The organism is Rhodococcus sp. SJ-2 (assembly GCF_053750035.1).
Genome location: NZ_JBSMJG010000003.1, coordinates 56,043 through 79,202, shown reverse-complemented (window position 1 = coordinate 79,202; position 23,160 = coordinate 56,043). Strand labels below are relative to the sequence as shown.

Annotated in this window: 23 protein-coding genes; 11 read left to right on the top strand and 12 right to left on the bottom strand. The window is 66.7% G+C overall.

Annotation, left to right across the window (positions count from 1 at the left end):
- Positions 1 to 7 precede the first annotated feature (7 nt).
- The 5 genes from ACSYG9_RS28360 to ACSYG9_RS28340 form a co-directional block, all read right to left on the bottom strand.
- Positions 8 to 856: a F510_1955 family glycosylhydrolase gene (locus ACSYG9_RS28360; RefSeq protein ID WP_193904055.1), complete on the bottom strand. Its 849-nt coding sequence runs from the start codon at positions 854 to 856 to the stop codon at positions 8 to 10.
- Between the two features lie 39 nt (positions 857 to 895).
- The gene (locus tag ACSYG9_RS28355) at positions 896 to 3,043 is read right to left on the bottom strand and encodes a copper-translocating P-type ATPase (protein WP_193904056.1); all 2,148 of its coding nucleotides are present in this window, start codon (positions 3,041 to 3,043) and stop codon (positions 896 to 898) included.
- Positions 3,044 to 3,092: 49 nt separating this feature from the next.
- Complete coding sequence (locus ACSYG9_RS28350; RefSeq protein WP_064063738.1) at positions 3,093 to 3,803, bottom strand: DUF305 domain-containing protein; 711 nt, start codon at positions 3,801 to 3,803, stop codon at positions 3,093 to 3,095.
- 77 nt (positions 3,804 to 3,880) lie between these two features.
- Positions 3,881 to 5,398, bottom strand: a complete 1,518-nt coding sequence (locus ACSYG9_RS28345) for a multicopper oxidase family protein (RefSeq protein ID WP_064063739.1) — start codon at positions 5,396 to 5,398, stop codon at positions 3,881 to 3,883.
- Positions 5,391 to 5,678 (bottom strand): SHOCT domain-containing protein, encoded by a 288-nt coding sequence (locus ACSYG9_RS28340; RefSeq protein WP_064063740.1) that lies wholly within the window; start codon positions 5,676 to 5,678, stop codon positions 5,391 to 5,393. The genes ACSYG9_RS28345 and ACSYG9_RS28340 overlap by 8 nt, the downstream gene beginning before the upstream one ends.
- 127 nt (positions 5,679 to 5,805) lie before the next feature.
- Here ACSYG9_RS28340 and ACSYG9_RS28335 point away from each other — a divergent pair, with 127 nt between their 5' ends.
- Both ACSYG9_RS28335 and ACSYG9_RS28330 read left to right on the top strand, forming a co-directional pair.
- The gene (locus tag ACSYG9_RS28335; RefSeq protein WP_084421683.1) at positions 5,806 to 6,582 is read left to right on the top strand and encodes a response regulator transcription factor; all 777 of its coding nucleotides are present in this window, start codon (positions 5,806 to 5,808) and stop codon (positions 6,580 to 6,582) included.
- Positions 6,579 to 7,724: a sensor histidine kinase gene (locus tag ACSYG9_RS28330; RefSeq protein WP_064063741.1), complete on the top strand. Its 1,146-nt coding sequence runs from the start codon at positions 6,579 to 6,581 to the stop codon at positions 7,722 to 7,724. Before ACSYG9_RS28335 ends, ACSYG9_RS28330 begins: the two co-directional genes overlap by 4 nt.
- Positions 7,725 to 7,862: 138 nt before the next feature.
- Here ACSYG9_RS28330 and ACSYG9_RS28325 read toward each other — a convergent pair whose 3' ends face one another.
- The 4 genes from ACSYG9_RS28325 to ACSYG9_RS28310 are packed head-to-tail and all read right to left on the bottom strand — an operon-like array spanning position 7,863 to position 10,478.
- Positions 7,863 to 8,297 carry an arsenate reductase/protein-tyrosine-phosphatase family protein gene (locus ACSYG9_RS28325; protein ID WP_440127892.1) on the bottom strand — a complete coding sequence of 145 codons (435 nt, stop codon included), beginning with the start codon at positions 8,295 to 8,297 and terminating at the stop codon, positions 7,863 to 7,865.
- Between the two features lie 27 nt (positions 8,298 to 8,324).
- Positions 8,325 to 8,975 (bottom strand): arsenate reductase/protein-tyrosine-phosphatase family protein, encoded by a 651-nt coding sequence (locus tag ACSYG9_RS28320; RefSeq protein ID WP_440127893.1) that lies wholly within the window; start codon positions 8,973 to 8,975, stop codon positions 8,325 to 8,327.
- 25 nt (positions 8,976 to 9,000) lie between these two features.
- A complete protein-coding gene (gene arsB, locus ACSYG9_RS28315) occupies positions 9,001 to 10,041 on the bottom strand; it encodes an ACR3 family arsenite efflux transporter (protein WP_440127921.1) in 1,041 nt (346 codons plus the stop codon).
- Positions 10,042 to 10,076: 35 nt separating this feature from the next.
- On the bottom strand, positions 10,077 to 10,478 hold the full coding sequence (locus tag ACSYG9_RS28310; protein ID WP_054719241.1) for an ArsR/SmtB family transcription factor: 402 nt from the start codon (positions 10,476 to 10,478) through the stop codon (positions 10,077 to 10,079).
- Positions 10,479 to 10,541: 63 nt separating this feature from the next.
- On the opposite strand from ACSYG9_RS28310, the gene ACSYG9_RS28305 reads away from it, so the two are divergent.
- From ACSYG9_RS28305 to arsA, 3 genes are read left to right on the top strand one after another with little or no spacing between them, the layout of a single operon-like run.
- The gene (locus ACSYG9_RS28305; protein WP_440127894.1) at positions 10,542 to 10,964 is read left to right on the top strand and encodes an arsenate reductase/protein-tyrosine-phosphatase family protein; all 423 of its coding nucleotides are present in this window, start codon (positions 10,542 to 10,544) and stop codon (positions 10,962 to 10,964) included.
- A 58-nt stretch (positions 10,965 to 11,022) separates the two neighbouring features.
- Entirely contained in the window at positions 11,023 to 11,418 is a 396-nt protein-coding gene (gene arsD, locus ACSYG9_RS28300; RefSeq protein WP_440127895.1) for an arsenite efflux transporter metallochaperone ArsD, read from the top strand.
- Positions 11,419 to 11,470: 52 nt separating this feature from the next.
- Positions 11,471 to 13,270 (top strand): arsenical pump-driving ATPase, encoded by a 1,800-nt coding sequence (arsA, locus tag ACSYG9_RS28295; protein ID WP_440127896.1) that lies wholly within the window; start codon positions 11,471 to 11,473, stop codon positions 13,268 to 13,270.
- Between the two features lie 143 nt (positions 13,271 to 13,413).
- Here the strand turns inward: arsA and ACSYG9_RS28290 are convergent, their stop codons facing one another.
- Positions 13,414 to 14,337 (bottom strand): cation diffusion facilitator family transporter, encoded by a 924-nt coding sequence (locus tag ACSYG9_RS28290; RefSeq protein WP_378563602.1) that lies wholly within the window; start codon positions 14,335 to 14,337, stop codon positions 13,414 to 13,416.
- Between the two features lie 212 nt (positions 14,338 to 14,549).
- Here ACSYG9_RS28290 and ACSYG9_RS28285 point away from each other — a divergent pair, with 212 nt between their 5' ends.
- The 6 genes from ACSYG9_RS28285 to ACSYG9_RS28260 all read left to right on the top strand — a co-directional run bounded on the left by ACSYG9_RS28285 (position 14,550) and on the right by ACSYG9_RS28260 (position 21,399).
- The gene (locus ACSYG9_RS28285) at positions 14,550 to 16,538 is read left to right on the top strand and encodes a cytochrome c oxidase assembly protein (RefSeq protein ID WP_378563605.1); all 1,989 of its coding nucleotides are present in this window, start codon (positions 14,550 to 14,552) and stop codon (positions 16,536 to 16,538) included.
- Between the two features lie 117 nt (positions 16,539 to 16,655).
- Positions 16,656 to 17,591, top strand: a complete 936-nt coding sequence (locus ACSYG9_RS28280) for a peptidoglycan DD-metalloendopeptidase family protein (protein WP_440127897.1) — start codon at positions 16,656 to 16,658, stop codon at positions 17,589 to 17,591.
- Between the two features lie 47 nt (positions 17,592 to 17,638).
- Positions 17,639 to 18,001 (top strand): BlaI/MecI/CopY family transcriptional regulator, encoded by a 363-nt coding sequence (locus ACSYG9_RS28275; RefSeq protein WP_378563611.1) that lies wholly within the window; start codon positions 17,639 to 17,641, stop codon positions 17,999 to 18,001.
- On the top strand, positions 17,998 to 18,945 hold the full coding sequence (locus ACSYG9_RS28270; protein ID WP_440127898.1) for a M48 family metalloprotease: 948 nt from the start codon (positions 17,998 to 18,000) through the stop codon (positions 18,943 to 18,945). Before ACSYG9_RS28275 ends, ACSYG9_RS28270 begins: the two co-directional genes overlap by 4 nt.
- A gap of 93 nt (positions 18,946 to 19,038) precedes the next feature.
- Complete coding sequence (gene ctaD / locus ACSYG9_RS28265; protein WP_440127899.1) at positions 19,039 to 20,835, top strand: aa3-type cytochrome oxidase subunit I; 1,797 nt, start codon at positions 19,039 to 19,041, stop codon at positions 20,833 to 20,835.
- A 51-nt stretch (positions 20,836 to 20,886) separates the two neighbouring features.
- Positions 20,887 to 21,399 (top strand): hypothetical protein, encoded by a 513-nt coding sequence (locus tag ACSYG9_RS28260; RefSeq protein ID WP_378564054.1) that lies wholly within the window; start codon positions 20,887 to 20,889, stop codon positions 21,397 to 21,399.
- 363 nt (positions 21,400 to 21,762) lie between these two features.
- Here ACSYG9_RS28260 and ACSYG9_RS28255 read toward each other — a convergent pair whose 3' ends face one another.
- Complete coding sequence (locus tag ACSYG9_RS28255; protein WP_440127900.1) at positions 21,763 to 22,389, bottom strand: vitamin K epoxide reductase family protein; 627 nt, start codon at positions 22,387 to 22,389, stop codon at positions 21,763 to 21,765.
- A complete protein-coding gene (locus ACSYG9_RS28250) occupies positions 22,386 to 23,054 on the bottom strand; it encodes a thioredoxin domain-containing protein (RefSeq protein ID WP_440127901.1) in 669 nt (222 codons plus the stop codon). Before ACSYG9_RS28250 ends, ACSYG9_RS28255 begins: the two co-directional genes overlap by 4 nt.
- Positions 23,055 to 23,160: the final 106 nt, after the last annotated feature.

Genomic DNA, 23,160 nt, shown 5'->3' with positions numbered 1-23,160 from the left:
TCCGGGGTCAGTTCAGCGGATAGAGCATCTGGGCGGTCGCGGCGTAGGCGGTGTCGAAGTCGACGGCGAGCACTGCCTCGACCGGCCCGACCACCGCGCGTGGCTCCCAGCTCTGGCCGGTGCGGCTACGCCACGCGGTGCCAGCGGTGTCGATGCCCCACAACGAGCCATCCGGCGCCGCGGACAGCAACGCCAGCGGTGGGGCGTCCGGCACCACGGCGAAGGTGAGCCCGCCGTCGATACTGTGCTGCAACCCGGCGGTAGTCGTCGCCCACACCCCGGCCTCGGTGACGGCGAGCGCGGCCGCAGCCACCGGAGCGCCCGCGGTCCAGCTGCTGCCACCGTCGGTGGAGATCAGCAATCCGGTCACGCCGTCGAAGCCGACCAGCAACTCACCGTCGGTGGCCAAGGCGTGAAAATCCACCTCGCCGCTCAAGGATTTGGGTATCCAGGTGTGGCCGCCATCAGTGCTGTCGATCAGCCCCAACGGATTCGGCGCCGAACTCGACGCCCCCGGATGCCCGGAGGCGAACAGACGGTCGGTGCCCGGCGCCCCGGTCAGTCCCATGAAGTCGTCGTCGGAGACGCCGACGCGGGTGGTGCGCCCGCTGTCGGCGATCTCGACGAGGCCGGTGTGGGTGCCGGCCAGCACCACCCCGTTCGCATCGAGGTGCAGACCGTGCAGATGGTCGAGTGCCGGTTCCAATGCTGTGCCGGGCACCTCCGATGCCACGGCGGACGAAGTCGAACCCGCTGATACTGCGGGTTGCTCGCCGCTCGCACAACCGGCAAGCACAATCACAGCAGCAACAGGCACCAGGACACGCGCCCACCGGCGCAGGGGAAAACTCCACATGAGAAGCAGAAACTCGTTTCGGATCGATCGGGTGCCGGCTCAGGTGCGAGCCAGGTGGGTGGGGTCGAGGTCGAGGCGACGCAACAGCTGGGCGTTGAGCGCCACGACGATGGTCGAGACGGACATGAGGATCGCGGCGACCGCGGGCGAGATCGCGACCCCGGCGAAGGCGAGCACGCCGGCCGCCAGGGGCACGGCGATGATGTTGTAGCCGGTGGCCCACACCAGGTTCTGCCACATCTTCCGGTAGCTGGCATGCGACAGTTCGATGATCGACAGCACCGCCCGCGGATCGTTGGCTGCGAGCACGACCCCGGCGGACTCGATGGCCACGTCGGTGCCGGCACCGATCGCCACACCGACATCGGCGCGAGCCAACGCCGGCGCGTCGTTGACCCCGTCGCCGACCATCGCCACCGTGTGACCGCGGTTCTGCAGTTCGGTGACCTTGGCGTCCTTGTGTTCGGGCAGGACTTCGGCGAACACTTCGTCGATCCCGAGGTCGGCGGCCACGGCGTCGGCGACCTGCCGCGCGTCCCCGGTGATCATCGCAACCTTCACCTTGCGGGCGTGCAGCGCATCGATGGCCTGACGGGATTCTTCGCGCACGGCATCTTCGAGCGCGACGGCACCGAGCACCCGGTCCCCGTGGGCCAGATGCAGTACCGAGGCCCCGCGCCGGACCCATCCGGCAGTGACCGCGGTGATGTCCTCGGGCACCGACAGGTGCCGGTCGGCCAGCATGGCCGGTCCGCCGACCGTCACCTCGGTGTCGTCGACGAGCGCGCGGACCCCGCGGCCGGGCAAGGACCGAAAGTCGGTGGCGGTGACCTGCGCGGCGGCCGGGACCCGAGTTTCCGCAGCGGCGACGATGGCTCGGGCAACGGGGTGCTCGCTGTCGGCCTCGACCGCCGCAGCGAGCGCCAACAGGTCTTCTTCGGAGGTGCCGGCCGTGGCGACCACACCGGTGACCTGATGCCGACCCTGGGTCAAGGTGCCGGTCTTGTCGAACAGCACCACATCGACGGTGCGCATGCGTTCGAGCGAGAGCCGGTCCTTGACCAGCACCCCCGATTTGGCGGCGCGTTCGGTGGAAATCGCGATCACCAAAGGGATCGCCAATCCGAGAGCGTGGGGGCAGGCGATGACGAGCACGGTGACGGTGCGCACCACCGCTTCGTCGACGTTACCGACGAGCAGCGTCCAGACCGCGAAGGTGAGGACGCCGGCGATGGTGGCGAAGTAGAACAGGAACGCCGCGGCCTTGTCCGCCAGCGCCTGGGCACGGGACGAGGAGGCCTGCGCGTCGGCGACCATCCGCTGGATGCCGGCCAGGGCGGTGTTCTCGCCGACCGCGGTGATGCGCACCCGCAGGGCGCTGTCGGTCGCGACGGTGCCGGCGACCACCGTGTCACCCACTTCGCGGGTGACCGCCTTGGATTCGCCGGTGATCATCGATTCGTCGACCTCGGCGCGGCCGTCGGTGACGGTGCCGTCGGCGGGCACCCGGGCTCCGGCGCGCACGAGCACCAGATCCCCGAGCGCCAGTTCCGACAAGGGCACGTCGGTGGTGCCGGTCTCGGTGATTTTCTCGGCGGTGTCCGGCAGCATCGCGGCGAGCGCGTCGAGGGCGCCGGAGGCCGAGCCGAGGGCACGCATCTCGAGCCAATGCCCGAGCAGCATGATCACGATCAGCAGGGCCAGTTCCCACCAGAAGTCCAGGTTGAACCCGCCGAGACCCAAAGTGGTGACCCACGAGGCGAGGAACGCGACGCTGATCGCCATGGCGATCAGCAGCATCATCCCGGGCCGGCGTGAGCGGAGTTCGGCCCAGCCGCCGGTGAGGAACGGCATGCCGCCGTAAACGAAGATCACCGTGCCCAGCACCGGGGGAATCCATATGGCCCCAGGGAAATTCGGCATGGTGTAGCCGAGCAGGTCGGCGACCATGTGACTGAAGAACACCACCGGTATCGACAGCACCAGCGACACCCAGAACCGGCGGCGGAACATTTCTCCGTGTGCCCCGTGCCCGGCATGCCGATCGTGACCATCGTGCCCGGTGTGCTCACCCGGCCCGGCGTGAGCATCATGCTCGTCGGGGGGCGGGCTCTGGACCTCGGCGCCGTGAACGTGTCCGGCGGGCGCCGGGTCCGGGTGGGGGTGTCCGTGCTGCGGGTGCGACATCGCAAAGCCTCCTGGGGTGGCGGGCCGAGTGGAAACCGGGTGGTACCGGTTACAGGGTGGTCAGCAACTGGCGCATGGTCTCGATCTCCCGCTGCTGGGTCTCGACGATGGTGCGGGCCATCTCGACGGCGTCGGGGTACTGCCCGTCTCGGATCACGGCTTCGGCCATGTCGATCGCCCCTTCGTGGTGGGTGATCATGTGGGTCAGGAACAGACGGGTGGCCTCGGTGCCCTGCGCGTCGGACAGAGCCTGCATATCCTGCGCGCTCATCATGCCGCCCATGCCGCCCATGCCACCCATACCGGGCATGTCGTCCGAATCGGGCATGCCGCGGCCCATACCGGGCATAGAGGTCATGGGCATGGAGGTCATTCCGGGCATGTTGTGCCCCGGCCCGGGCATGCCACCCGGCATCTGCGGTTCGCCCCACTGTTCGAGCCAGGAGTTCATCTCATCGATCTCCGGGCCTTGGGCGGCCTTGATCTGTTCGGCCAGGGCGGTCACCTCCTCGGGGATACCTTCTTTGGCGAGGAGCATGTCGCTCATCTCGATCGCCTGGGCATGGTGCGGGATCATCATGCGCGCGAACATCACATCGGATTGATTGTGCGGTGCCGTGTCGTCGGCGGCGGAGGTGGTGGCCGAGGTGGTGGCGCTCGATGTGGCGGCGGTGGTGCCGGTGTCGGAGTCGCTGCACGCGGCTGCGGTGAACACCACCGCGAGCGCCATGGCGCCGACGGCGAGAGTCTTCTTGTTCATGAGTGGATCCTTTCCTCGAACGGTCAGAGCCCAGGTGAACCAACGACGGGGTATCCCCGCAGCCGGCGCACCCCGGACTAGGCCAGGTAGGACACGGTGGTCATCATTCCGGCTTCCTGGTGATACGCGTTGTGGCAGTGCAGCGCCCACTGGCCCGGGTTGTCGGTGTCGAATTCGATCTCCACGGTGCGCATCGGCCCGATCGTGACGGTGTCCTTGCGCAGGCCGGTGTCGGTGAGCGCGAAGGTGTGGCCGTGCAGGTGCATCGGGTGGAACATGTCCGACATGTTCCGCATCCGCATGCGCACCCGCTGCCCTTCGGCCACGTTCAGCGGCGGGATGTCGGGGTGGGCGCGGCCGTTGAGGGTCCACCGGTACGGCGACATGGTCCCTCCCATGTCCACGCTGTGATACACATCGTGTTCCTTCTCAGCCAGGCGCACATAGTCCCGGGGCGCGAGGTCGGTGCCGAGCAGCACCTGCCGGTCCAGCTCGCCCGGGCGGGTCTGTGCGGGCAGCGCGCCGGTGGCGGTGCGCACCAGCGCCTGCCCGTGCCCGGTCTTGCCTTCGGCCTGCGCGAACAGGGGGAAGACGCCGTCGCCGAGGGTGACGAGCACATCGACACGCTCACCCATGCCGAGCAGCAGCGCATCGGTGTCGTGCGGCACGACGGGGAAGCCGTCGGTGTGGGTCACGGTCATCCGGTGCCCACCGAGCGCGACGCGGAACGCGGTGTCCGCGCCGGCGTTGATGAACCGGATCCGTGCCCGCTGCCCGGGTGTCGCGGTCAAGACCATCGGATCCTCCGGGACCCGTCCGCCGACCAGGAAAAGCGGATAGCTCACGTCCCCGGCGCCGCCGAGCAGCGGGGAGAGCATCGTCTCCGCCCCCATATCCATCCCGCCCATACCGCCCATGGCGCCGTGGTCCATCCCGCCCATCGAGGCGTCGCCACTCTCGCCGGTGGCGCCGATGCCGAGGTCGCGGGCCACATCGTCGGGGGTGCGGCCGGTGCCGTCGAGCCAGTCGTCGAGCACCACGATCCACTCGTGGTCATAGTCGCCGGGCTCATTCGGATCGTCGATGATCAGGGCGCCGTAGAGGCCGCGATCGAGCTGCAATCCCGAATGCGAGTGGTAGAAGTACGTGCCCGGATCCGGGACGGTGAACTCGTAGGCGAACCGCGCCCCGGCGGCGATCGGGTCCTGGGTCAGCCCGGGCACTCCGTCCATGTCGTTGCTCAACGCCAGCCCATGCCAATGCACACTCGTCTGCGCCGGCAGCTGGTTGTCCACGTCCACCCGCAGCAGATCCCCGGCGCGGGCACGCACCAGCGGACCAGGAAGAGTGTCGTCGTATCCCCAGGTCGAGACGATGCGCCCGCCGAGGTCCACCTCGACCGGACGCGGCGTCAACCGCGCCGAGACCATCTGCTGACCCGGGCGACGGCGTTGTTGCTCGAGACGGCGCACCGCAGTCGACGAGGGCTGCACGGGGGCGCCGGTCGGTGAGCCCGACCCGGAACAGGCCATCAGGACTCCGGCTCCGGCAAGTATTGATCCGAGAAGGAAGGATCGACGGCCGAGTTCAGTCATGAACCTGCCCCCGCCGGTGCTCGACCGACGTGGTGTCGCCGGGGTGCATCAGCAGCCGGCGACGGGCCACGAATTCCTCGGAGTCGATGTCACCGCGGGCGAACCGCGCCTCGAGCAGCCGCAGCGGATCGGACTCCGGGCTGGTGCGGCCAGGCCCGTTTGCGCGGTCGGTGCGGAACATCATGGCCACCAGATAGATCACCACCGCCCAGAATGCGAACATGCACACGGCCATGACGATCCATCCGGTCCAGGTCAGCTCACCTGCCCAGCCCATCATGGTCGCCTCCTTTCTCCGGTTCGTGCCTTCAGCCTGGTGTGCCTACCCCTGGATTCCTGTGGAGGTCGTATGAAGATTTGCTCAAGAAGCCCCACGGCATCGTCGACAGTGGTGCCCGCTGGTGAAGATGGACACCATGGACTCCTCCGCTCGCACTCCCACCGCGACCAGCGATCCTGCGGCGCCGCCGCGCCCGTCGACCGGGTTGCGGGCGATGGTCGTCGAGGACGAGGCACCGTTGGCGAACCTGATCGGCTCGTATCTCGAACGCGACGGGTTCGAGACCGCGATTACCGGTGACGGCGCCGACGCCGTCACCCTCGCCCGGCAGGTCGACCCCGATGTCGTGGTCCTCGATCTGGGGCTGCCTCATCTGGACGGGGTTGAGGTGTGCCGGCAACTGCGGACCTTCTCCGACGCTTATGTCGTGATGCTCACCGCCCGCACCGAAGAAATCGATACCCTCATCGGGTTGTCCGTGGGCGCGGATGACTACATGAGCAAACCGTTCAGCCCCCGCGAATTGATGGCCCGCATCCAGGCCATGCTGCGCCGTCCCCGCACCGGTATCGCCGCACCGGCCGAGGCCGCCCCCGGCCTGATCCGCAGCGTCGGGGACCTGGTCATCGATGTGGACGGACGGGAAGTCACCGTCGCCGGGCTGCCGGTGTCCTTGACCCGCACCGAATTCGACGTCCTGGCCGCCCTGGCCCGCGATCCCGGTGTTGTGCTGACCCGTGCCCAGTTGATCGAGGCGGTGTGGGGGCCGAGCTGGACCGGCGACGACCACCTGGTCGACGTGCACATCGGTCATCTGCGCCGCAAACTCGGCGACGATGTCGTCCGCGGCCGCTACGTGCGCACCGTCCGCGGTGTGGGCTACCGGATGGGCACCGGAGCATGAATCCCCAGAGCCCCGCTCCACGAGGGTCGGTACGGCGGGCACTGGCCGGGTCGAGTTTCGGCACCCGGCTGTTCCTCGCCTTGACCGTGGTGGTGGTCGGCTGCGCCGTCAGCGCCTGGCTCGTCGCTTCCGCCCTCGCGCCCGGCATCTTCCATGATCACCTCGGTCAGGCCGGCATCGACCACAACTCGAGTCAGGCCGCCCATGTTGAAGAGGCGTTCGCCTGGGCGATCGTCCTGGCGTGGGGTCTGGCGGTCGCGGTCGCGGTGCTGCTGGCGTTGGCGGTGAGCTGGTATATCACCCGCCGTGTTCAACGCTCGTTGACCGCGGTGACCACCTCGACCGCCCGGATCGCCGGCGGCCGGTACGACACTCGCGTGTCCAGCCCCGGTCTCGGCCGCGAATTCGACGACCTTGCCCTGACCGTCAACGAACTCGCCCGCCGCCTCGAGGCCACCGAGGCCACCCGCCGCCGGATGCTCGCCGATCTCGGCCACGAGATGCGCACCCCGATCGCTACCCTCGACTCCTACCTCGAAGCCCTCGACGACGGCGTCCGCACCCTCGACGACGACACCCGACAGATCCTCCGCGCCGCCACCCACCGGCTGGGTCGTCTCGCCCAGGACATCACCGCGGTCTCGCGCGCCGAAGAACACCTCACCCGCATCCGGCCGGTGCCCACCACCACCGGCGCCCTGGTCACCGCCGCGGTCGATGCGGTGCGCGAACGGTACGAGAGCAAAGGCGTCGCACTGCACAGCCGGATCACCGACTCGATGGTCGTGTCGGTCGATCCCGACCGGCTCGGGCAGGTCCTGGGCAACCTGCTCGACAATGCCCTGCGCCACACCGCTTGTGGCGGCACGGTCACGGTCACCAGCAGACGAGCGAACCGCGATCGGGTGGAGATCACGGTGGCCGACACCGGTGAGGGCATTGCTCCTGAGCACCTCGACCACCTCTTCGATCGCTTCTACCGCGCCGATACTGCCCGTGATCGCCGACACGGCGGCAGCGGTATCGGCCTGACCATCACCCGTGCCCTCGTCGAAGCCCACCACGGGCGCATCCGAGCACACAGTGACGGGCCGGGCCGTGGGGCACGCTTTACGATCGAACTGCCCGTCATTGCAGTCTGACCTCGGAGCCTGCTTCGGTGTTGCCGTATCCGGCACATCTCAATCCGTGGACTCACGACCTCCGAGTGCGGGCCCTCGACTGGGGGACTGAACGCCTCCGCCATGTTTGTTGTCGTCGGCGCCGACGGACCACCTCTGTCAGGCGTGGGCGCCGTCGGGAACGAGCTCGGCGATCAGCGCCTCGACCTTGGCTTTGATCTCGTCGCGGATCGGACGCACCGCCTCGACCCCTTGCCCGGCCGGATCCTCGAGCACCCAATCCCGATACGACTTGCCCGGAAACACCGGGCACGTGTCGCCGCACCCCATGGTGATCACCACATCGGAGGCCTGCACCGCATCGACGGTGAGGATCTTCGGGTTCTGCGCGGAGATGTCGACACCCACCTCGGCCATCGCCTCGACGGCGGCCGGGTTGACCTGCTCGGCCGGAGCGGAGCCCGCGGAACGGACCTCGACCCGGTCGCCGGCCAGCGCGGTGAGGAATCCCGCGGCCATCTGGGAACGGCCGGCGTTGTGCACACACACGAACAACACCGAGGGTGTGCGGTTGGTCGAGGAAGCAGTGGTCATGAAAACAGACGTCCTTTCGAAGGGAACTCAGGCAGAGACGGGGTCGAGTTCGGCGAGCAGCACCCGCACGCGAGTGTCGATATCGTCGCGGACGGCGCGTACCGTCTCGAGCGACTCGTCGTTCGGATCGAGCAACGACCAGTCGAGGTAGCGCTTACCCGGATACACCGCGCACGCGTCGCCGCACCCCATGGTGATCACCACATCGGCGGCTGCCACCACATCGTCGGTCAGGGGTTTGGGATATTCGCCGCCGAGATTGAGCCCGATCTCGGCCATCGCCTCGACCACGACAGGATGAATCGTCGCCGCAGGAGCCGATCCGGCGGAGCGCACGTGCACCCGCCCCGCGCCGTGATGAGCCAGCAGTGCCGCGGCCATCTGCGAGCGTCCGCTGTTGCGCACGCACACGAACAGCACCTCCGGCACATCCTTCGGCACGGCCCCTTCGGCCTGCGCCAAAGCAGTGAGGCGTTCGCCCGCGAAGCGGGTGGCCAGCGAGGGCAGGTGAGTGTGGATCTTGGCGGTGCGCCGCAGCGCCGCATACGACTCGAACACCATCCGCTCGACGGTCTGCGCCGAGAACACCCCAGCGTACTTCTCGGCGAGATGCTCGGCGCTGCGGTGCAGCACCGCCTGAGGCATCAGTAGTTCCGGCTGAGCAGCGTGCTCGGACATCGACATCTCCTGACGTGATCGATCCTTACGACACAGCGGGGGCAGACGAACCGGTGAAACGCTTCCGCAGAGCGAGCGAGACGTAGATCAGGGCAACGAGGACAGGTACCTCGATCAGCGGACCGACCACCCCGGCCAACGCCTGACCGGAGGTGACACCGAAAGTGCCGATCGCGACGGCGATGGCGAGCTCGAAGTTGTTTCCGGCGGCGGTGAACGCCAGTGTGGTGGTGCGCTCGTAACCGAGCCCGACCGCCGCACCGAACAGGAATCCGCCGCCCCACATGAGGATGAAGTACGCGAGCAGCGGCAACGCAATGCGTACGACGTCCCACGGCTGTGAGGTGATCTGCTCACCCTGCAGGGCGAACAGGATCACGATGGTGAACAGCAACCCGTAGAGCGCCCACGGTCCGATCTTCGGCAGGAACGTGTCCTCATACCACTGGCGGCCTTTGGCTTTTTCGCCGAAGTGGCGGGTCAAGAAGCCGGCGACCAGAGGGATGCCGAGGAAGATCAGCACCGATTTCGCGATCTGCCACGGTGAGACATCGAGGGTGGTCTGTTCGAGTCCGAGCCAGCCCGGCAGGATCGACAGGTAGAACCAGCCGAGGACGGCGAACATGATGACCTGGAAGACGGAGTTGATCGCGACCAGCACGGCGGCGGCTTCGCGGTCGCCGCACGCGAGGTCGTTCCAGATGATGACCATCGCGATGCAGCGGGCGAGGCCGACGATGATCAGGCCGGTGCGGTATTCGGGCAGGTCGGGCAGGAGCAGCCAGGCGAGGGTGAACATCAGAGCCGGGCCGAGCACCCAGTTGAGGATCAGCGACGAGATCAGCAGCTTGCGATCGCCGGTGACGGTGTCGAGGCGGTCGTAGCGCACCTTCGCGAGCACCGGGTACATCATGATCAACAGACCGAGCGCAATCGGCAGGGAGATGTTGTCGATCTCGATGATGCTCAGTGCGTCGCCGAGCCCGGGGATGAGGCGGCCGAGCAGCAGACCGGCGACCATGGCGATGCCGATCCACACGGCCAAGAACCGGTCGAGGACCGACATCTTGCCGGCGACAGACCGGTTGTCGGTCGTGGTGGTCACGAGAGAGTCTCCGCGAGTGCGGCGGTCGGGGTGCAAGCCGATGCGGGCAGGACCCCGGATTCGGTGGCGAGTACCGCGGACAGTTGTTCCAGGGCAGTAGGGAGCACCCGGTAGTACACCCAAGTGCCGCGGCGTTCGCAGTCGAGTAGACCGGCTTCGCGCAGCACCTTGAGGTGATGCGAGATGGTCGGCTGCGACAGGTCGAAGGCGGGGCTGATGTCGCACACACAGCTCTCGCCGCCCTGGTGGCTGGCGATCATGCTGAGCATGCGCAGGCGGACCGGATCTCCCAATGCCTTGAACATGCGGGCCAGGTCGGTGGCCCAATCCGAGGTGAGCGGCTCACGCGAGAGGGGCGGGCAGCACGGCTCGGCCCCGCTCGACATCTGATTCGACATGCGTCTATATTGACTCGTATCTATTCAAGCGTCAATCCGAGTTCGTCGGAAAGGATCACCCTCGTGCCCGCTGCTTCGGTGCTGTTCGTGTGTGTGAAGAACGGCGGCAAGTCCCAGATGGCTGCCGCCCTCACGCGCCAGGCCGCCGGCGACCGCGTCGCCGTTCATTCGGCCGGCACCGTACCCGGCTCGTCCCTCAATGCTCTGTCGATGCAGGTCCTCGAGGAGATCGGGGCACCCGTGGACGGTGAGTATCCCAAGCCGATCGATCCGCAGCTGCTCGGCGAGGTCGACCTGGTGGTCACCCTCGGCGGCGAAGCCCGCGTCGACGCGCCCACCGGGGTGGTCGTCGAGAACTGGGACACCGATGAGCCGTCCGAGCGTGGCATCGACGGCATCGAGCGGATGCGCCTGGTGCGCGATGACATCGCCGTCCGCGTCGAGGAGCTCGCTACCCGGCTGCTGTCCGACGCCGACGCCCGATAACCGAGTTCGTCCCGGAAACTCTGTTCGCCCTCGAGCACTGAAGGAATACCTGATACCTATGAGCACCATCGCAGTCTTCGAACCGGCCCTGTGCTGCAACACCGGCGTGTGCGGCGAGGACCTCGACCAGAACCTGGTCACCTTCACCGCCGACATGGCCGCGCTGACCGAGCAGGGCGCCACCATCACCCGCCACAACCTGGCCAACGACCCACTCTCGTTCGCCCACAACGAGACGGTCAAGAAATTCCTCGAACTCGCCGGATCGGATGGGCTGCCGCTCGTGCTCGTCGACGACGTCACCGTCGCTACCGGCCGCTACCCGACTCGCACCGAACTCGCCACCTGGGCCGGCCTCGAGGTGCCCGCCGCGCCGCCGTCCGGCGTGACCATGCTCGGGCTCGCCGACGACAACGACTCCTGCTGCACACCGGGCGAGTCCACCTGCTGCTGACCATAGGTCTGCACCTTTCCGTTGACCCGTTCTACGAGGAGTACCCGCTTTCATGACTGTCGCCGACCCGACGTTCCTGACCGACCCGCCCCGGTTCGTGTTCTTCACCGGTAAAGGCGGGGTCGGCAAGACCTCCATCGCGTGCGCGTCGGCAGTGCGCCTGGCCCGGGCAGGCAAGAAGGTGCTGCTCGTCTCGACCGACCCCGCCTCCAATGTCGGGCAGGTCTTCGGTCTGAGCATCGGCAACACGATCACCGAGGTCCCCGCGGCGGCGGGGCTCTGCGCGCTCGAGATCGACCCCGAGCAGGCCGCCGCCGCCTACCGCGAACGCATCGTCGGTCCCGTCCGCGGATTGTTGCCCGCAGCGGAGATCGCGTCGATCACCGAACAGTTGTCCGGCTCGTGCACCACCGAAGTCGCGTCGTTCGACGAATTCACTTCTCTGCTTACCGATCCCGACGGCCGGGTCGCCGGGTTCGATCACGTGCTGTTCGACACCGCCCCCACCGGCCATACCATCCGGCTGCTGCAACTGCCCGGTAACTGGACCGAATTCCTCGACCACGGCAAAGGCGACGCGTCCTGCCTCGGACCGCTGGCCGGGCTCGACAAGCAGAAAGCCATGTACGCCGGCGCGGTCGAGGCCTTGTCAGACCCCGGCCGCACCCGCCTGGTGCTCGTGGCACGCGCGAACCGCGCCGCTCTGGCCGAGATCGCCCGCACCCACAGCGAACTCGCCGCGATCGGCATGACGAGACAGCATGTGGTCGTCAACGGCGTGCTGCCCGACCCGGCCGACGACACCGACCCGCTGGCTACCGCCGTGTACCAGCGTGAACAGGCCGCACTGGCGGGTCGCGGCGCCGCGATCGCCGCGCTGCCCACCGATCTGGTGGAACTCAAGCCGGTCAACATGGTCGGCCTCGACGCCTTGAACACCCTGTTCGACACCACCACCACCACCGCAATGACCACCGGCACCGATCCGGGGCTTGCCGCCGTCGCCGACGCCCCGTTAGCGGATCTGGTCGATGCGATCGAGGTCGACGGGCCCGGACTGGTGATGTGCATGGGCAAAGGCGGGGTCGGCAAAACCACTGTTGCCGCCGCGATCGCGGTGGCCCTGGCCTGCCGTGGTCACGATGTGCATCTGACCACCACCGACCCCGCCGCGCATCTGACCGACACCCTTGCCGGGGAGCTCGATCACCTCGAGGTGTCCCGCATCGACCCTCATGAGGCGAGCGAGACCTACCGAGACCAGGTGCTGGCTACCAAGGGCGCCGGGCTCGATGAGGCCGGCCGCGCCACTCTCGCCGAGGACCTGCTCTCCCCGTGCACCGAGGAGGTCGCGGTGTTCCAGGCCTTTTCGAAGGTGATTCACGAATCACGTCGCAAGTTCGTCGTCGTCGATACCGCCCCCACAGGCCACACGTTATTGCTGCTCGATGCGACCGGGTCGTATCACCGGGAGATCGCCCGGCAGATGGGCAACGGCGGGCACTTCACCACACCGCTGATGCGGCTACAGGACCCGGCGCAGACCAAGATTGTGCTGGTCACTCTTGCCGAGACCACCCCGGTGCTCGAAGCCGCCGGTCTGCAGGATGATTTGCGCCGCGCCGGTATCGAGCCGTGGGCGTGGGTGGTCAACAATTCTCTGGCCGCCGCAGAACCGACCGCGCCGTTGTTGCGGCAGCGGGCGGTCGCCGAATTGGAGCAGATCGACACGGTTGGGGGTGAGCTCGCCGATCGGTGCGCGGTGATTCCGCTGGCCGTCAGCGAACCGGTCGGAATCGCAGCCCTGGAATCGCTCACCACCGCACAGTTGCAGCCCTCATCAGTGCGGTAGCCCTCTACAGGGCAGCCACTGGAAGTCTTCCGTGGAAGTCTCCGACCGGTCTCTCCGTGATCCTGACCTACCAGCCGTTCGATTCTCGGAATTCGATGCTGGGACAGATTGGGTCTGTCATGCATTCGGTGGGGCTGCGGAAGTCACCAGGAGAGTTCGTGGCAGCGGCCCTCGCCGTCGTGGGGTTCGACCTGCAAGGTGGCATGTTCGAGGTGGAAGCGTTCTGCCAACAGAGTTTGTGCTGCTGTGAGCACCGCAGTGGAGTCGGTGCCGGACTCGGTGACCAGATGCGCGGAGGCCACCTCCATTCCCGAGGTAAGCGTCCAGACATGCAGGTCGTGGGACTCGTGTACTCCGGGAAGAGCATCGAGTGCCGCGTTGACCTCGGTGATGTCGATACTCTTCGGTGCTTGCTGGAGCAGAATGCCGATTGCATGTCGGCCGAGGTTGTAGGCCCGCGGCAGGACAAAGAACCCGATAGCGACACCGATGATCGGATCGGCATACCGCCAGCCGAACACGAGGGTCACCACACCACTGACGAGCACGCCCACCGAGCCGAGCATGTCGGCAAGGACTTCCAGGTAAGCCCCGCGCACATTGAGGCTCTCCTTGGCCCCGTCGCGCAGCAGAAGAAACGAGATCACGTTCATGGTCAGGCCGACCACAGCGACGATGGTGACGGGAAGGCCGGGGACCTCGGGCGGCTCGGACAGCCGGTGGAGGGCCTCGTAGAGAATCCAGAGGGCGACGCCGAACAGTAGGAGCGCGTTGAGCAGGGCGGCGAACACCTCGGTGCGGTACAGGCCGAAGGTGCGGTTCGGTCGGCTGCGGGCGCGTTGCGCGACGGTGATGGCCGTAACTGCCATCAAGATGCCGAACACGTCGGTGAACACATGCGCGGAGTCGGACAGCAAAGCCAGCGACGAGGTGGATAACCCGACGACGAGTTGGATCACGAAGGTCGTCAGTCCGAGGGCCACGGCGATCCACAGTCGTCGGACGTGTCGACCGGAGGCGCTGGTGGCCTGGCCGGGGGAAATACCATGTCCGTGTCCGTGGCTCATCGCGGCACCTTTCCGTTGACGACATGAACAATATTGTCATATGCGCATCTATGCATGCAATGCACCTGAGGGGGTGAGGATCAGCGATGAACTATCTTTCATAGTATTTCGGCGGCGAGGCACGCGCCTGCAGGTTCGGCCGGCGGGAACGGGCGAACAACGGACGAGTGAGGTTTTCCGTGGCAGGCACTAAGAGAGCTGTAGTCGGCGTGATGACCGGCTGGACAGTAGGGGCGGCGCTGGTAGCGACCGCCTTGGCGGCCGTATCGAGCAGTGAGGTTCTGCGGTTGCTCGGGCTGCCCGATCCCGGGGTGTTGACGAGGTACGGCCTTCCGGCCGCCACCGCGATAGGGGAAGTGGCGGCGGTGGTGATGATCGGGTCGCTGCTGGTTGCGGCGGTGCTGGTACCGCCGCAACGGTCCGGGGTGCTCGATGTCGACGGATACCGGGCGGTGCGCACTGCGGGAGCGGCTGCAGCGCTGTGGGCCGGATCCGCGGTGGCGCTCGTTCCTCTGACGTTGTCGGATACCTCGGGCCAGCCGCTGAGTACCGTGTTCGCCGATCCGCTCCCGTTCGTACAGGCGGTGGGGCAAATCGAGGTCGCCACCGCGTGGGTGTGGACCGCCGGTCTGGCCGCTGTCGTGGGGCTGGGATCTCGCCTCGTGCTGCAGCATCGGTGGACGCCGGTGCTGCTGGTGATGGCGGTGCTGAGCTTGATGCCCCGTGCGTTGACCGGACATTCCTCGGCAGGGGGATCGCATGACCTGGCCACTAACAGTCTGGTGTTGCATCTGGTGGCGGCCGGTCTCTGGGTCGGTGGATTGGCGGCGCTGGTGCTGCACGCTGTGCGCGGAGGTGGGCACCTGGATGTGGCCACGCGCCGGTTCTCCGCGATGGCGACGGTGGCCTTCGTGGTGATGGCCGCCTCGGGGACGGTCAACGCCCTGGTGCGAGTTCCGATCGGGCAACTGCTGTCCGGCCCGTACGGATTCGTGGTGATGGCCAAGGTGCTCGCATTCGCCGTGGTGGGGTGGCTGGGGTGGCGCCAGCGGACGGTGGCCGTCACTGCTCTGGCTGCCGACCCGTCGAATCGGGGCCCGTTCGTACGGTTGGCGTTGATCGAGTCGGCAGTGCTGGCCGTCACGGTCGGGCTCGGGGTGGCATTGGGTCGCACGCCGCCGCCGCAGGGTGAACGCGGCGCACCCAGCCTGGTCGAGGAAGTCCTGGGGTACGGCTTCGACGGGGCGCCGACGATGGCCCGTTTGGTGACCGAATGGCGGTTCGATCTACTGCTGGGATCCGCTGCGGTGGTGCTGGCGGCGGTCTACTTGTGGGGGGTGCGCCGACTGCGTGCCTCGGGAAAGCACTGGCCGGTGGGTCGGATCGTCTCCTGGCTGCTCGGCTGTGTCGTGCTGCTTGTGGCCACCTCGTCGGGCGTCGGGCGCTACGCTCCAGCGGCATTCAGTGTGCACCTCGCCGCGACGGCGGCGCTGGCGATCGTGGTACCGCTGTGCCTGGTACTGGGAGCTCCGCTCACCTTGGCGGCAGCGACGGTGCGGCCTTGCTCGGGCGGCGCAGTTCCGGGCGCCCGCGACTGGATGCGGGCGCTGTTCACCAGCACCGCTCTGCGGTGGATGACTCACCCGGCGGTCACGGTGACCGTGTTCCTGGGCACCTTCTATGTGCTGTATCTCGGGGGGATGTACGACGGACTTGCCGGGTCGCACACCGCGCATGTGTCGATCAATGTGTGGCTGCTGATGGTGGGAGGGGTGTTCTTCTGGAGCATCGTGGGCATCGATCCGGTGCCCCGCCCGCCGGCGCCGGTGGTGCGGGTGGCCGCGGCGGGAGCGGCGCTGGCCGGGTATGCGTTCTTCCTGGTGGCCGTGATCATGGCGGATTTCGTGGTTGCCGGCGAGTTCTACGATTCGCTGCGACTGGGGTGGTTCGACGACCTGGCGGCCGATCAGCGGCTCGGGGGCAACCTGGCGTGGGGTGTCGGTGAGTTGCCGCTGCTGCTGGCGACGGTGCTCGCGATCGTGCAGTGGGGCTCTGCCGATCAGCGGCGTGCACGTCGGCGTGACGAGCAGGTCGCTCACACCGGTGACGACGAACTCGCCTCCTACAACGCCATGCTGCACAGCTTGTCTGATCCGGAGAGCGCCGCCGACGGCCGCGGCCGGAATAGTTCCAGATCATGACCATCCACGGGGATTGCACACCGACCGGTTATTGAAACTATGCAACATAGTAGTACGGTGTCGATGTCCGTCACCGTTTCGTTATCACGCGAGCGGGTGCCTTCCTGAGGATGCATCTTGGCCCGACACCGTAGACCAGAACCCGAACTCGCTGATCCCCGCCACTTTCGCTGTGATACTCCGACCTGGCGTCGTCCCGAGCCGACCGAGACCGTCGACGCGGGCAGGACGATCGAGTCCGTTGCGCCGACACCGCCGGTCCTGGACTCGGACGCACGTCTCGATGCCGAGAACCGGGAGTCCCCCGAAGAGCAGGCGGAGACCGACGTGCCCGCCCCGCTCCGGAGCGCAGGCGCACATCGCCGGACGAGCGCAGGGGCCAGCGGACGTGTCCTGGCAGTGTCGGTGGCTGCCGGGGCATTGTTTGCGGCCACGACCTCGAGTGCCCACGCCGCGTCGGTCCATCCCGCGGCCGTCGAAGAATTCGAGACCGCACCGGAGCCGTCGACCCCGCCGGAATCGCTCTCGCAGGCGCCGCAGGTGCTGCAGGTGGCCCAGGTACCGACTCTGGCGGACTTCGCGGACCAACTCGACCGGGCTCGGCTGCGCGAAGAGCGCCGGCTCGCGCGAGAGGCCGAGGCACGGCGCCCGAAGACGCTGATGCCTGTCAGTGGCACGCTCACCTCGAGTGTCGGGCCGCGATGGGGAACCACCCACTACGGTCTCGACATCGCCAACACGATCGGCACCCCCATCGTCTCGGTGACCGACGGCACGGTACTCGAGGCCGGGCCGGCTTCCGGTTTCGGCCTGTGGGTGCGAGTTCTGCAGGACGACGGCACCATCGGGGTGTACGGGCACATCGACCAGGCCTTGGTCTCTGCGGGACAGCGTGTGCGTGCCGGTGAGCAGATCGCCACTGTCGGCAATCGAGGGCAGTCGACCGGACCGCATCTGCACTACGAGGTCTGGGAGCCGGACGGTCGTAAAGGTGATCCCATGGCATGGTTGAGCGCACGAGGAGTTCAGGTCGCGCCGGATGCGCGCGCATAGGTAGCGCATGGATAAGGGATGATCGGTGAATGTCTGCGAGGGGAGCCATGAATAGGTTGGGGGGCCTCGAGGCCGAGGTGATGAACGAACTGTGGTCGACCGAGGATCCGCAGTCGGTGCACGATCTCGTCGATCGGCTCAGCGAACGCAAAGAGTTCGCCTACACCACCATCTTGACCGTGGTCACCCACCTGTACGAGAAGGGGTGGGTGCAACGGGAAAAGCGTAGCCGCGCGTACTTCTATTCGCCCTCCCGCAGCCGGGAAGAGGCGACCTCCGAGGCGCTGCGTGCGCTGCTCGACAGCAGCGCCGACCCCAGCGCAGTGCTGCTGCATTTCGCCAAGACGGTCAGTGACCGCGAATACGATGCCCTGCGCCGCGGTAGGACGAACCGGACCGCCGACCAATGACATTGGCCCTGGTCCTGCTGCTGGGCGCTGCTCTGATCTCGATCGCCGCACCGCGGATGCTCGCCCGGCTTGCCGGCACCTCCCTGCCTCCGGGAGTCCTGCTGGCAGCCTGGCTCGGCAGCCTGGGCGGGGCGCTGTTCCTCGGGGCTTCGGCGGTGGTCACCTTGGCCTGGCCCGACCATGCGCCCGCTGAGGCCGCGGTCGAAGCCGTGGTGCGATGTTTTACCGCCATGTCCCATGCGGTGCAGCCGTGGATCACCGAAACCATGGCAGCAGTCGGGGCTCTGGGATTGCTCGCCGTGGTGGTCCGAGCCGTGATTCTGGGTCGGCGATACGCCCGGGAACAGGCCCGTCTGCGCACCTATCACCGGGATGTGGTCGCCATCGTCGCCCGTTCCCGCGACGACGATGTGATGTGGCTAGCGCACCCGATGCCGATGGCCTACAGCGTCGCCGGCCGGCCCGGGTTCGTCGTCGCCACGGACGGGTTGTCGGATTTTCTGACCACGGGTGAACGCGACGCGGTGCTCGCCCACGAACGGGCGCACCTGCGAGGCGGTCACCACCTCATCGTCACCACATGCGACATCCTCGCTGCGGTATTCCCGGTCGTCCCCTTGTTCGCGTCTGCCCCGTCCGCGGTCAAAACTCTGGTCGAACTCACCGCAGATCAGCACGCTGCCCACGCCACCAGCACAGCAACCGTGTGCTCGGCGCTGACCGTGGTGTCCGCATCGACACTGTCGCAGCCGGCCGGGACCCTGGGGCTGAGCAACGAGACGACGCTGCGGCTGCGCACCCTGAACCTCAGCTGGCGGACCCGATGGCCGCGGCTGTCGTACGCGACTGCCGCAGCGTTGTCGGTGACCATGCCCATGGCCACCGCGCTGGCCGGGCTGGCCGTGGTCTCTGCGTCGGTGTGCCTGGTAGCCACCACGGTCTGATCCACCCTAAAAACTATGCTGCGTAGTAATTAGGTACGCTCGTGACGTCTCATCGTTGTGCGCACGCGCAAAAACCGGATCGGACAGCACCTCATGACCGCTCTCGCCCCACCACCCTTACCTGCCGCCACCCGTCCGATGCCGGCGCGGCGCAGACCCAAGGGCGCCTTCCTCTACAAGATGATCACCACGACAGACCCGAAGGTTCTGGGTCTGATGTATCTGGTGACCTCGTTCGCGTTCTTCGGGGCCGGCGGACTGATGGCGCTGTTCATGCGCAGCGAGCTCGCCGTACCCGGTCTGCAGTTCCTGTCGAACGAGCAGTACAACCAGCTGTTCACCATGCACGGCACGATCATGTTGCTGATGTATGCCACCCCGGTGGTGTTCGGTTTCGCCAACTACATCCTGCCGCTGCAGATCGGGGCACCCGATGTCGCCTTTCCCCGCTTGAATGCCTTCAGCTACTGGCTGTATCTGTTCGGTTCCCTCATCGCCGTCAGCGGTTTCCTCACCCCGGGCGGGGCCGCCGACTTCGGGTGGACGGCCTACGCGCCGTTGAGCTCGGAACTGCATTCGCCGGGGATGGGCGCCAACCTGTGGGTCGTGGGTCTGGTCGTGTCCGGTCTGGGCACCATCTTGGGCGCGGTCAACTTCATCACCACCGTCGTGTGCATGCGTGCCCCGGGGATGACGATGTTCCGGATGTCGATCTTCACCTGGAACATCTTCATCACCTCGATCCTGATCCTGCTCGCCTTCCCGCTGCTGACCGCGGCGCTGATGGGCTTGCTGTACGACCGAATGCTCGGCGGGTACATCTTCGATCCCGCCACCGGCGGTGTGTTGCTCTGGCAGCACATGTTCTGGTTCTTCGGCCACCCCGAGGTCTACATCATCGCGCTGCCGTTCTTCGGTATCGTCTCCGAGATCTTCCCGGTGTTCTCCCGCAAACCGATCTTCGGCTACACCGGTCTGGTCTATGCCACCTTGGGCATTGCCGCGCTGTCGATCGCGGTGTGGGCGCACCACATGTACGCCACCGGCGCAGTACTGCTGCCGTTCTTCTCGTTCATGACCTTCCTGATCGCCATCCCCACCGGCGTGAAATTCTTCAACTGGATCGGCACCATGTGGCGAGGCCAGCTGACATTCGAGACGCCCATGCTGTTTTCCGTCGGGTTCTTGATCACCTTCCTGTTCGGCGGTCTGTCCGGCGTCATCCTCGCGAGCCCGCCGATGGACTTCCAGCTGCACGACTCATACTTCGTGGTGGCGCACTTCCACTACGTGGTGTTCGGCACCGTGGTGTTCGCGACCTACGCCGGCGTCTACTTCTGGTTCCCGAAGATGACGGGCCGGATGATGGACGAGCGCCTCGGCAAGTGGCACTTCTGGTTGACCTTCATCGGCTTCCACGCCACATTCCTGGTGCAGCACTGGCTCGGCAACGAGGGCATGCCCCGCCGGTACGCCGACTATCTGCCCACCGACGGGTTCACCACCTTGAACGTGATCTCGACCATCGGCTCCTTCGTCCTGGGCGCCTCGGTGTTGCCGTTCATGTGGAACGTCTTCAAGAGCTACCGCTACGGCCGGATCGTGACCGTCGACGACCCGTGGGGCTACGGCAACTCGCTCGAATGGGCCACCACCTGCCCGCCGCCGCGCCACAACTTCACCGAACTACCGCCGATCCGCTCCGAACGACCTGCGTTCGAGCTGCACTACCCGCACATGGTCAAACGCATGCGAGACGAGGCGCACGTGGGATTCAGCGGTGCCCCCAAGAGCACCACGATCGTCGATCGTGATCCCGCCGAGCTGCAGAGCTCCGGCGAGCCATCGACACACAGCGACACCTCGACACCTACCGACCCGAAAGAATAGTCGTTCGCCGTCTCGGCGCCGAAAGATCGGAAAACACTGTTGAAGACCAACATGCCGGTGGTGACTGTGCCGGCAACAGACCGGGCCACCGCGGCATTGGCCGACTGGGTCATCAGGGACCTGACCGCGTTGATGCTCGAGCATGCCGGACTTCCGGATCCTCAGCGGCTGCGTCGCCTGCCGACCGTCACAGCCGCCCACATCGGCAAGCCGAGCAAACTGCGTCGGCATGTGCGCGCGTTGGAACAGGTTCTGGGACAGGTGAACCGGCACCTCCATGCCAGCACGCCTCCCTGTGGGTACGGCGCCCAGGCGGCCCCTGCCGTGCCCGACGAGGTCTTCGATGTGGCGGCCGATGTGGCCGGGACCGTCGCCGACTACGGCAGCCCGGCTGCCGCTCTGGCCAATCGGGCGGTCCTGATCTCGGCTGCAGTGATCGGCGAGGGATGGGGGATGACCTCGGCAACCGAAAATTGGTCGGCTACCGCACAGTCGTATTGCGCATTCATCACGCAGCTGTGGTGCGACGAGCCGCAGGCGCAGGTGCTCGTCGATCCCGGATAGCGATCGAGGTCACTGCAGTGGGATACCCGGCCGGGCTGCGGGGCCCTGTCTCGGACGGATCGGGCTGGATCCGCCCGAGACAGGCCCGTACGGCGGCCGGAACCGCTCGTTGTAGGCGGACTTGAGCTGGCGCGGCCGGGCGCTGCCCGGACCATCCCTGAATCCGAGAGGAGTGTGAGGTGCGTCAGGGATATTTCGCCGTCCGGGTGAGATATCCATAGGGTTCGACTCTCGACCGGCCGCAGAACATCGACATGGTCACCGCGCATCTCACGGGCGGGCGACGCGGTCGGTGCGACGATGCGCAAAGGTCGAGGTCATGGCAGGGACAACAGAGCCGTGGCTGACCTTGTGCGGCCCGTGTCAGATCAGGGTCTGCCAGTACGACCAGAAGGCTTCGACGACGAAGGCGAGCACGGTCAACACCCACACCGTCGGTAGCACCGAATGGTGACGGTGCAGCAGCTGCCATGTCCGCGACGGCCGGGTCGTGTGCACCGCCTCGAGGTACAGCAGGCAGTACCACCAGGCGAGCGCAGTCACCAGCCACACCACCATGCAGTACGGACACAACGCCCCGATCCGGAAGAGACTCTGGAATGCCAGCCAGTGCACGAAGACGACCGCAGCACTCAGGCCGGTGAACAGGCCGTTCCAATACCATCGGGGCAAGCTGGCTCCGGCCAGGACTACGGCGGCAGTGGTGAGCACAACCGCGAAACCCATCAGCCCCAGCAGCGGATTGGGAAAGCCGAACAATTCCGCTTGCCACGAGGTCATGATCGACCCGCAACTGATGACCGGATTGATGCTGCACGAGGGCCGATACGTCGGATCGGCCAGCACAGCGAACTTCTCGATGGTGAGCACCAGCGAAGCGATCAGACCCGCAGTGCCGCAGACACCGAGAATCCAGCCCACCCCTTTGCGGCCGAGTGCCCGCCCCGACGTCTCGCCGGCGACCGTCGCCGAACCCGCCGGGACGCTCACTCTGCCAACGCCGTGTCGATCCTGGCCTTGAGCAGTTCGTAGCTGGGCATGGTCGGCAGCTCGACGTCATTGAGGAACAGCGTGGGCGTGCCCTGCACACCGAGGGCGAGACCGTCGTCGAAATCTTGGTCCACGCGCGCGCTGACAGCGGGATCGTTGACGTCACGCTCGAATGCGGCCATATCCAACCCCAGCTGTTCGGCAAAACCCCAGAACACTGCTGCCTGAGACTGGCTCGACTCGCCCCACTGCGCCTGCGTTTCATACATACGCTGGTACATCGGCTCGAGACGGCCCTGCCGAGCCGCGGCCTCGACGACCCGGGCCGCCAGATGGCTGTTGGTGTGGCTGGGAATGGGGAAATAGCGGATGCCGATGTCGATCCGTCCGGCGTACTCGCTGCGGATCCGCTCCATCACCGGGTACAACGCTCTGCAGGACTCGCACTCGAAATCGAGGAATTCGACCAGCTGAACCTTGTCGTCGGGGGCGGTGGACAAGGTGCGGATGTCCGTTGTCCACACCGGTGTCGCGGCAGCACCGGACGACTCCTGCCCGTCTTGTCCGTTCGATTCGGCGCGATTGGCGTAGAGCACCACCGCCAGCACCACCACGAACACGGCCACCAGTGCCGCGGAGACTTTCATATTGGGCGTCAGTTTCATGTTTCGTCCGTCTCGGGTACCGGGAGCGAGCCGGCAGTGTCACCGACCCACCGTAAAACTACGCTACATAGTAGATGGGCTAGGGTAGAGCCCGGTCAGCGCCCTT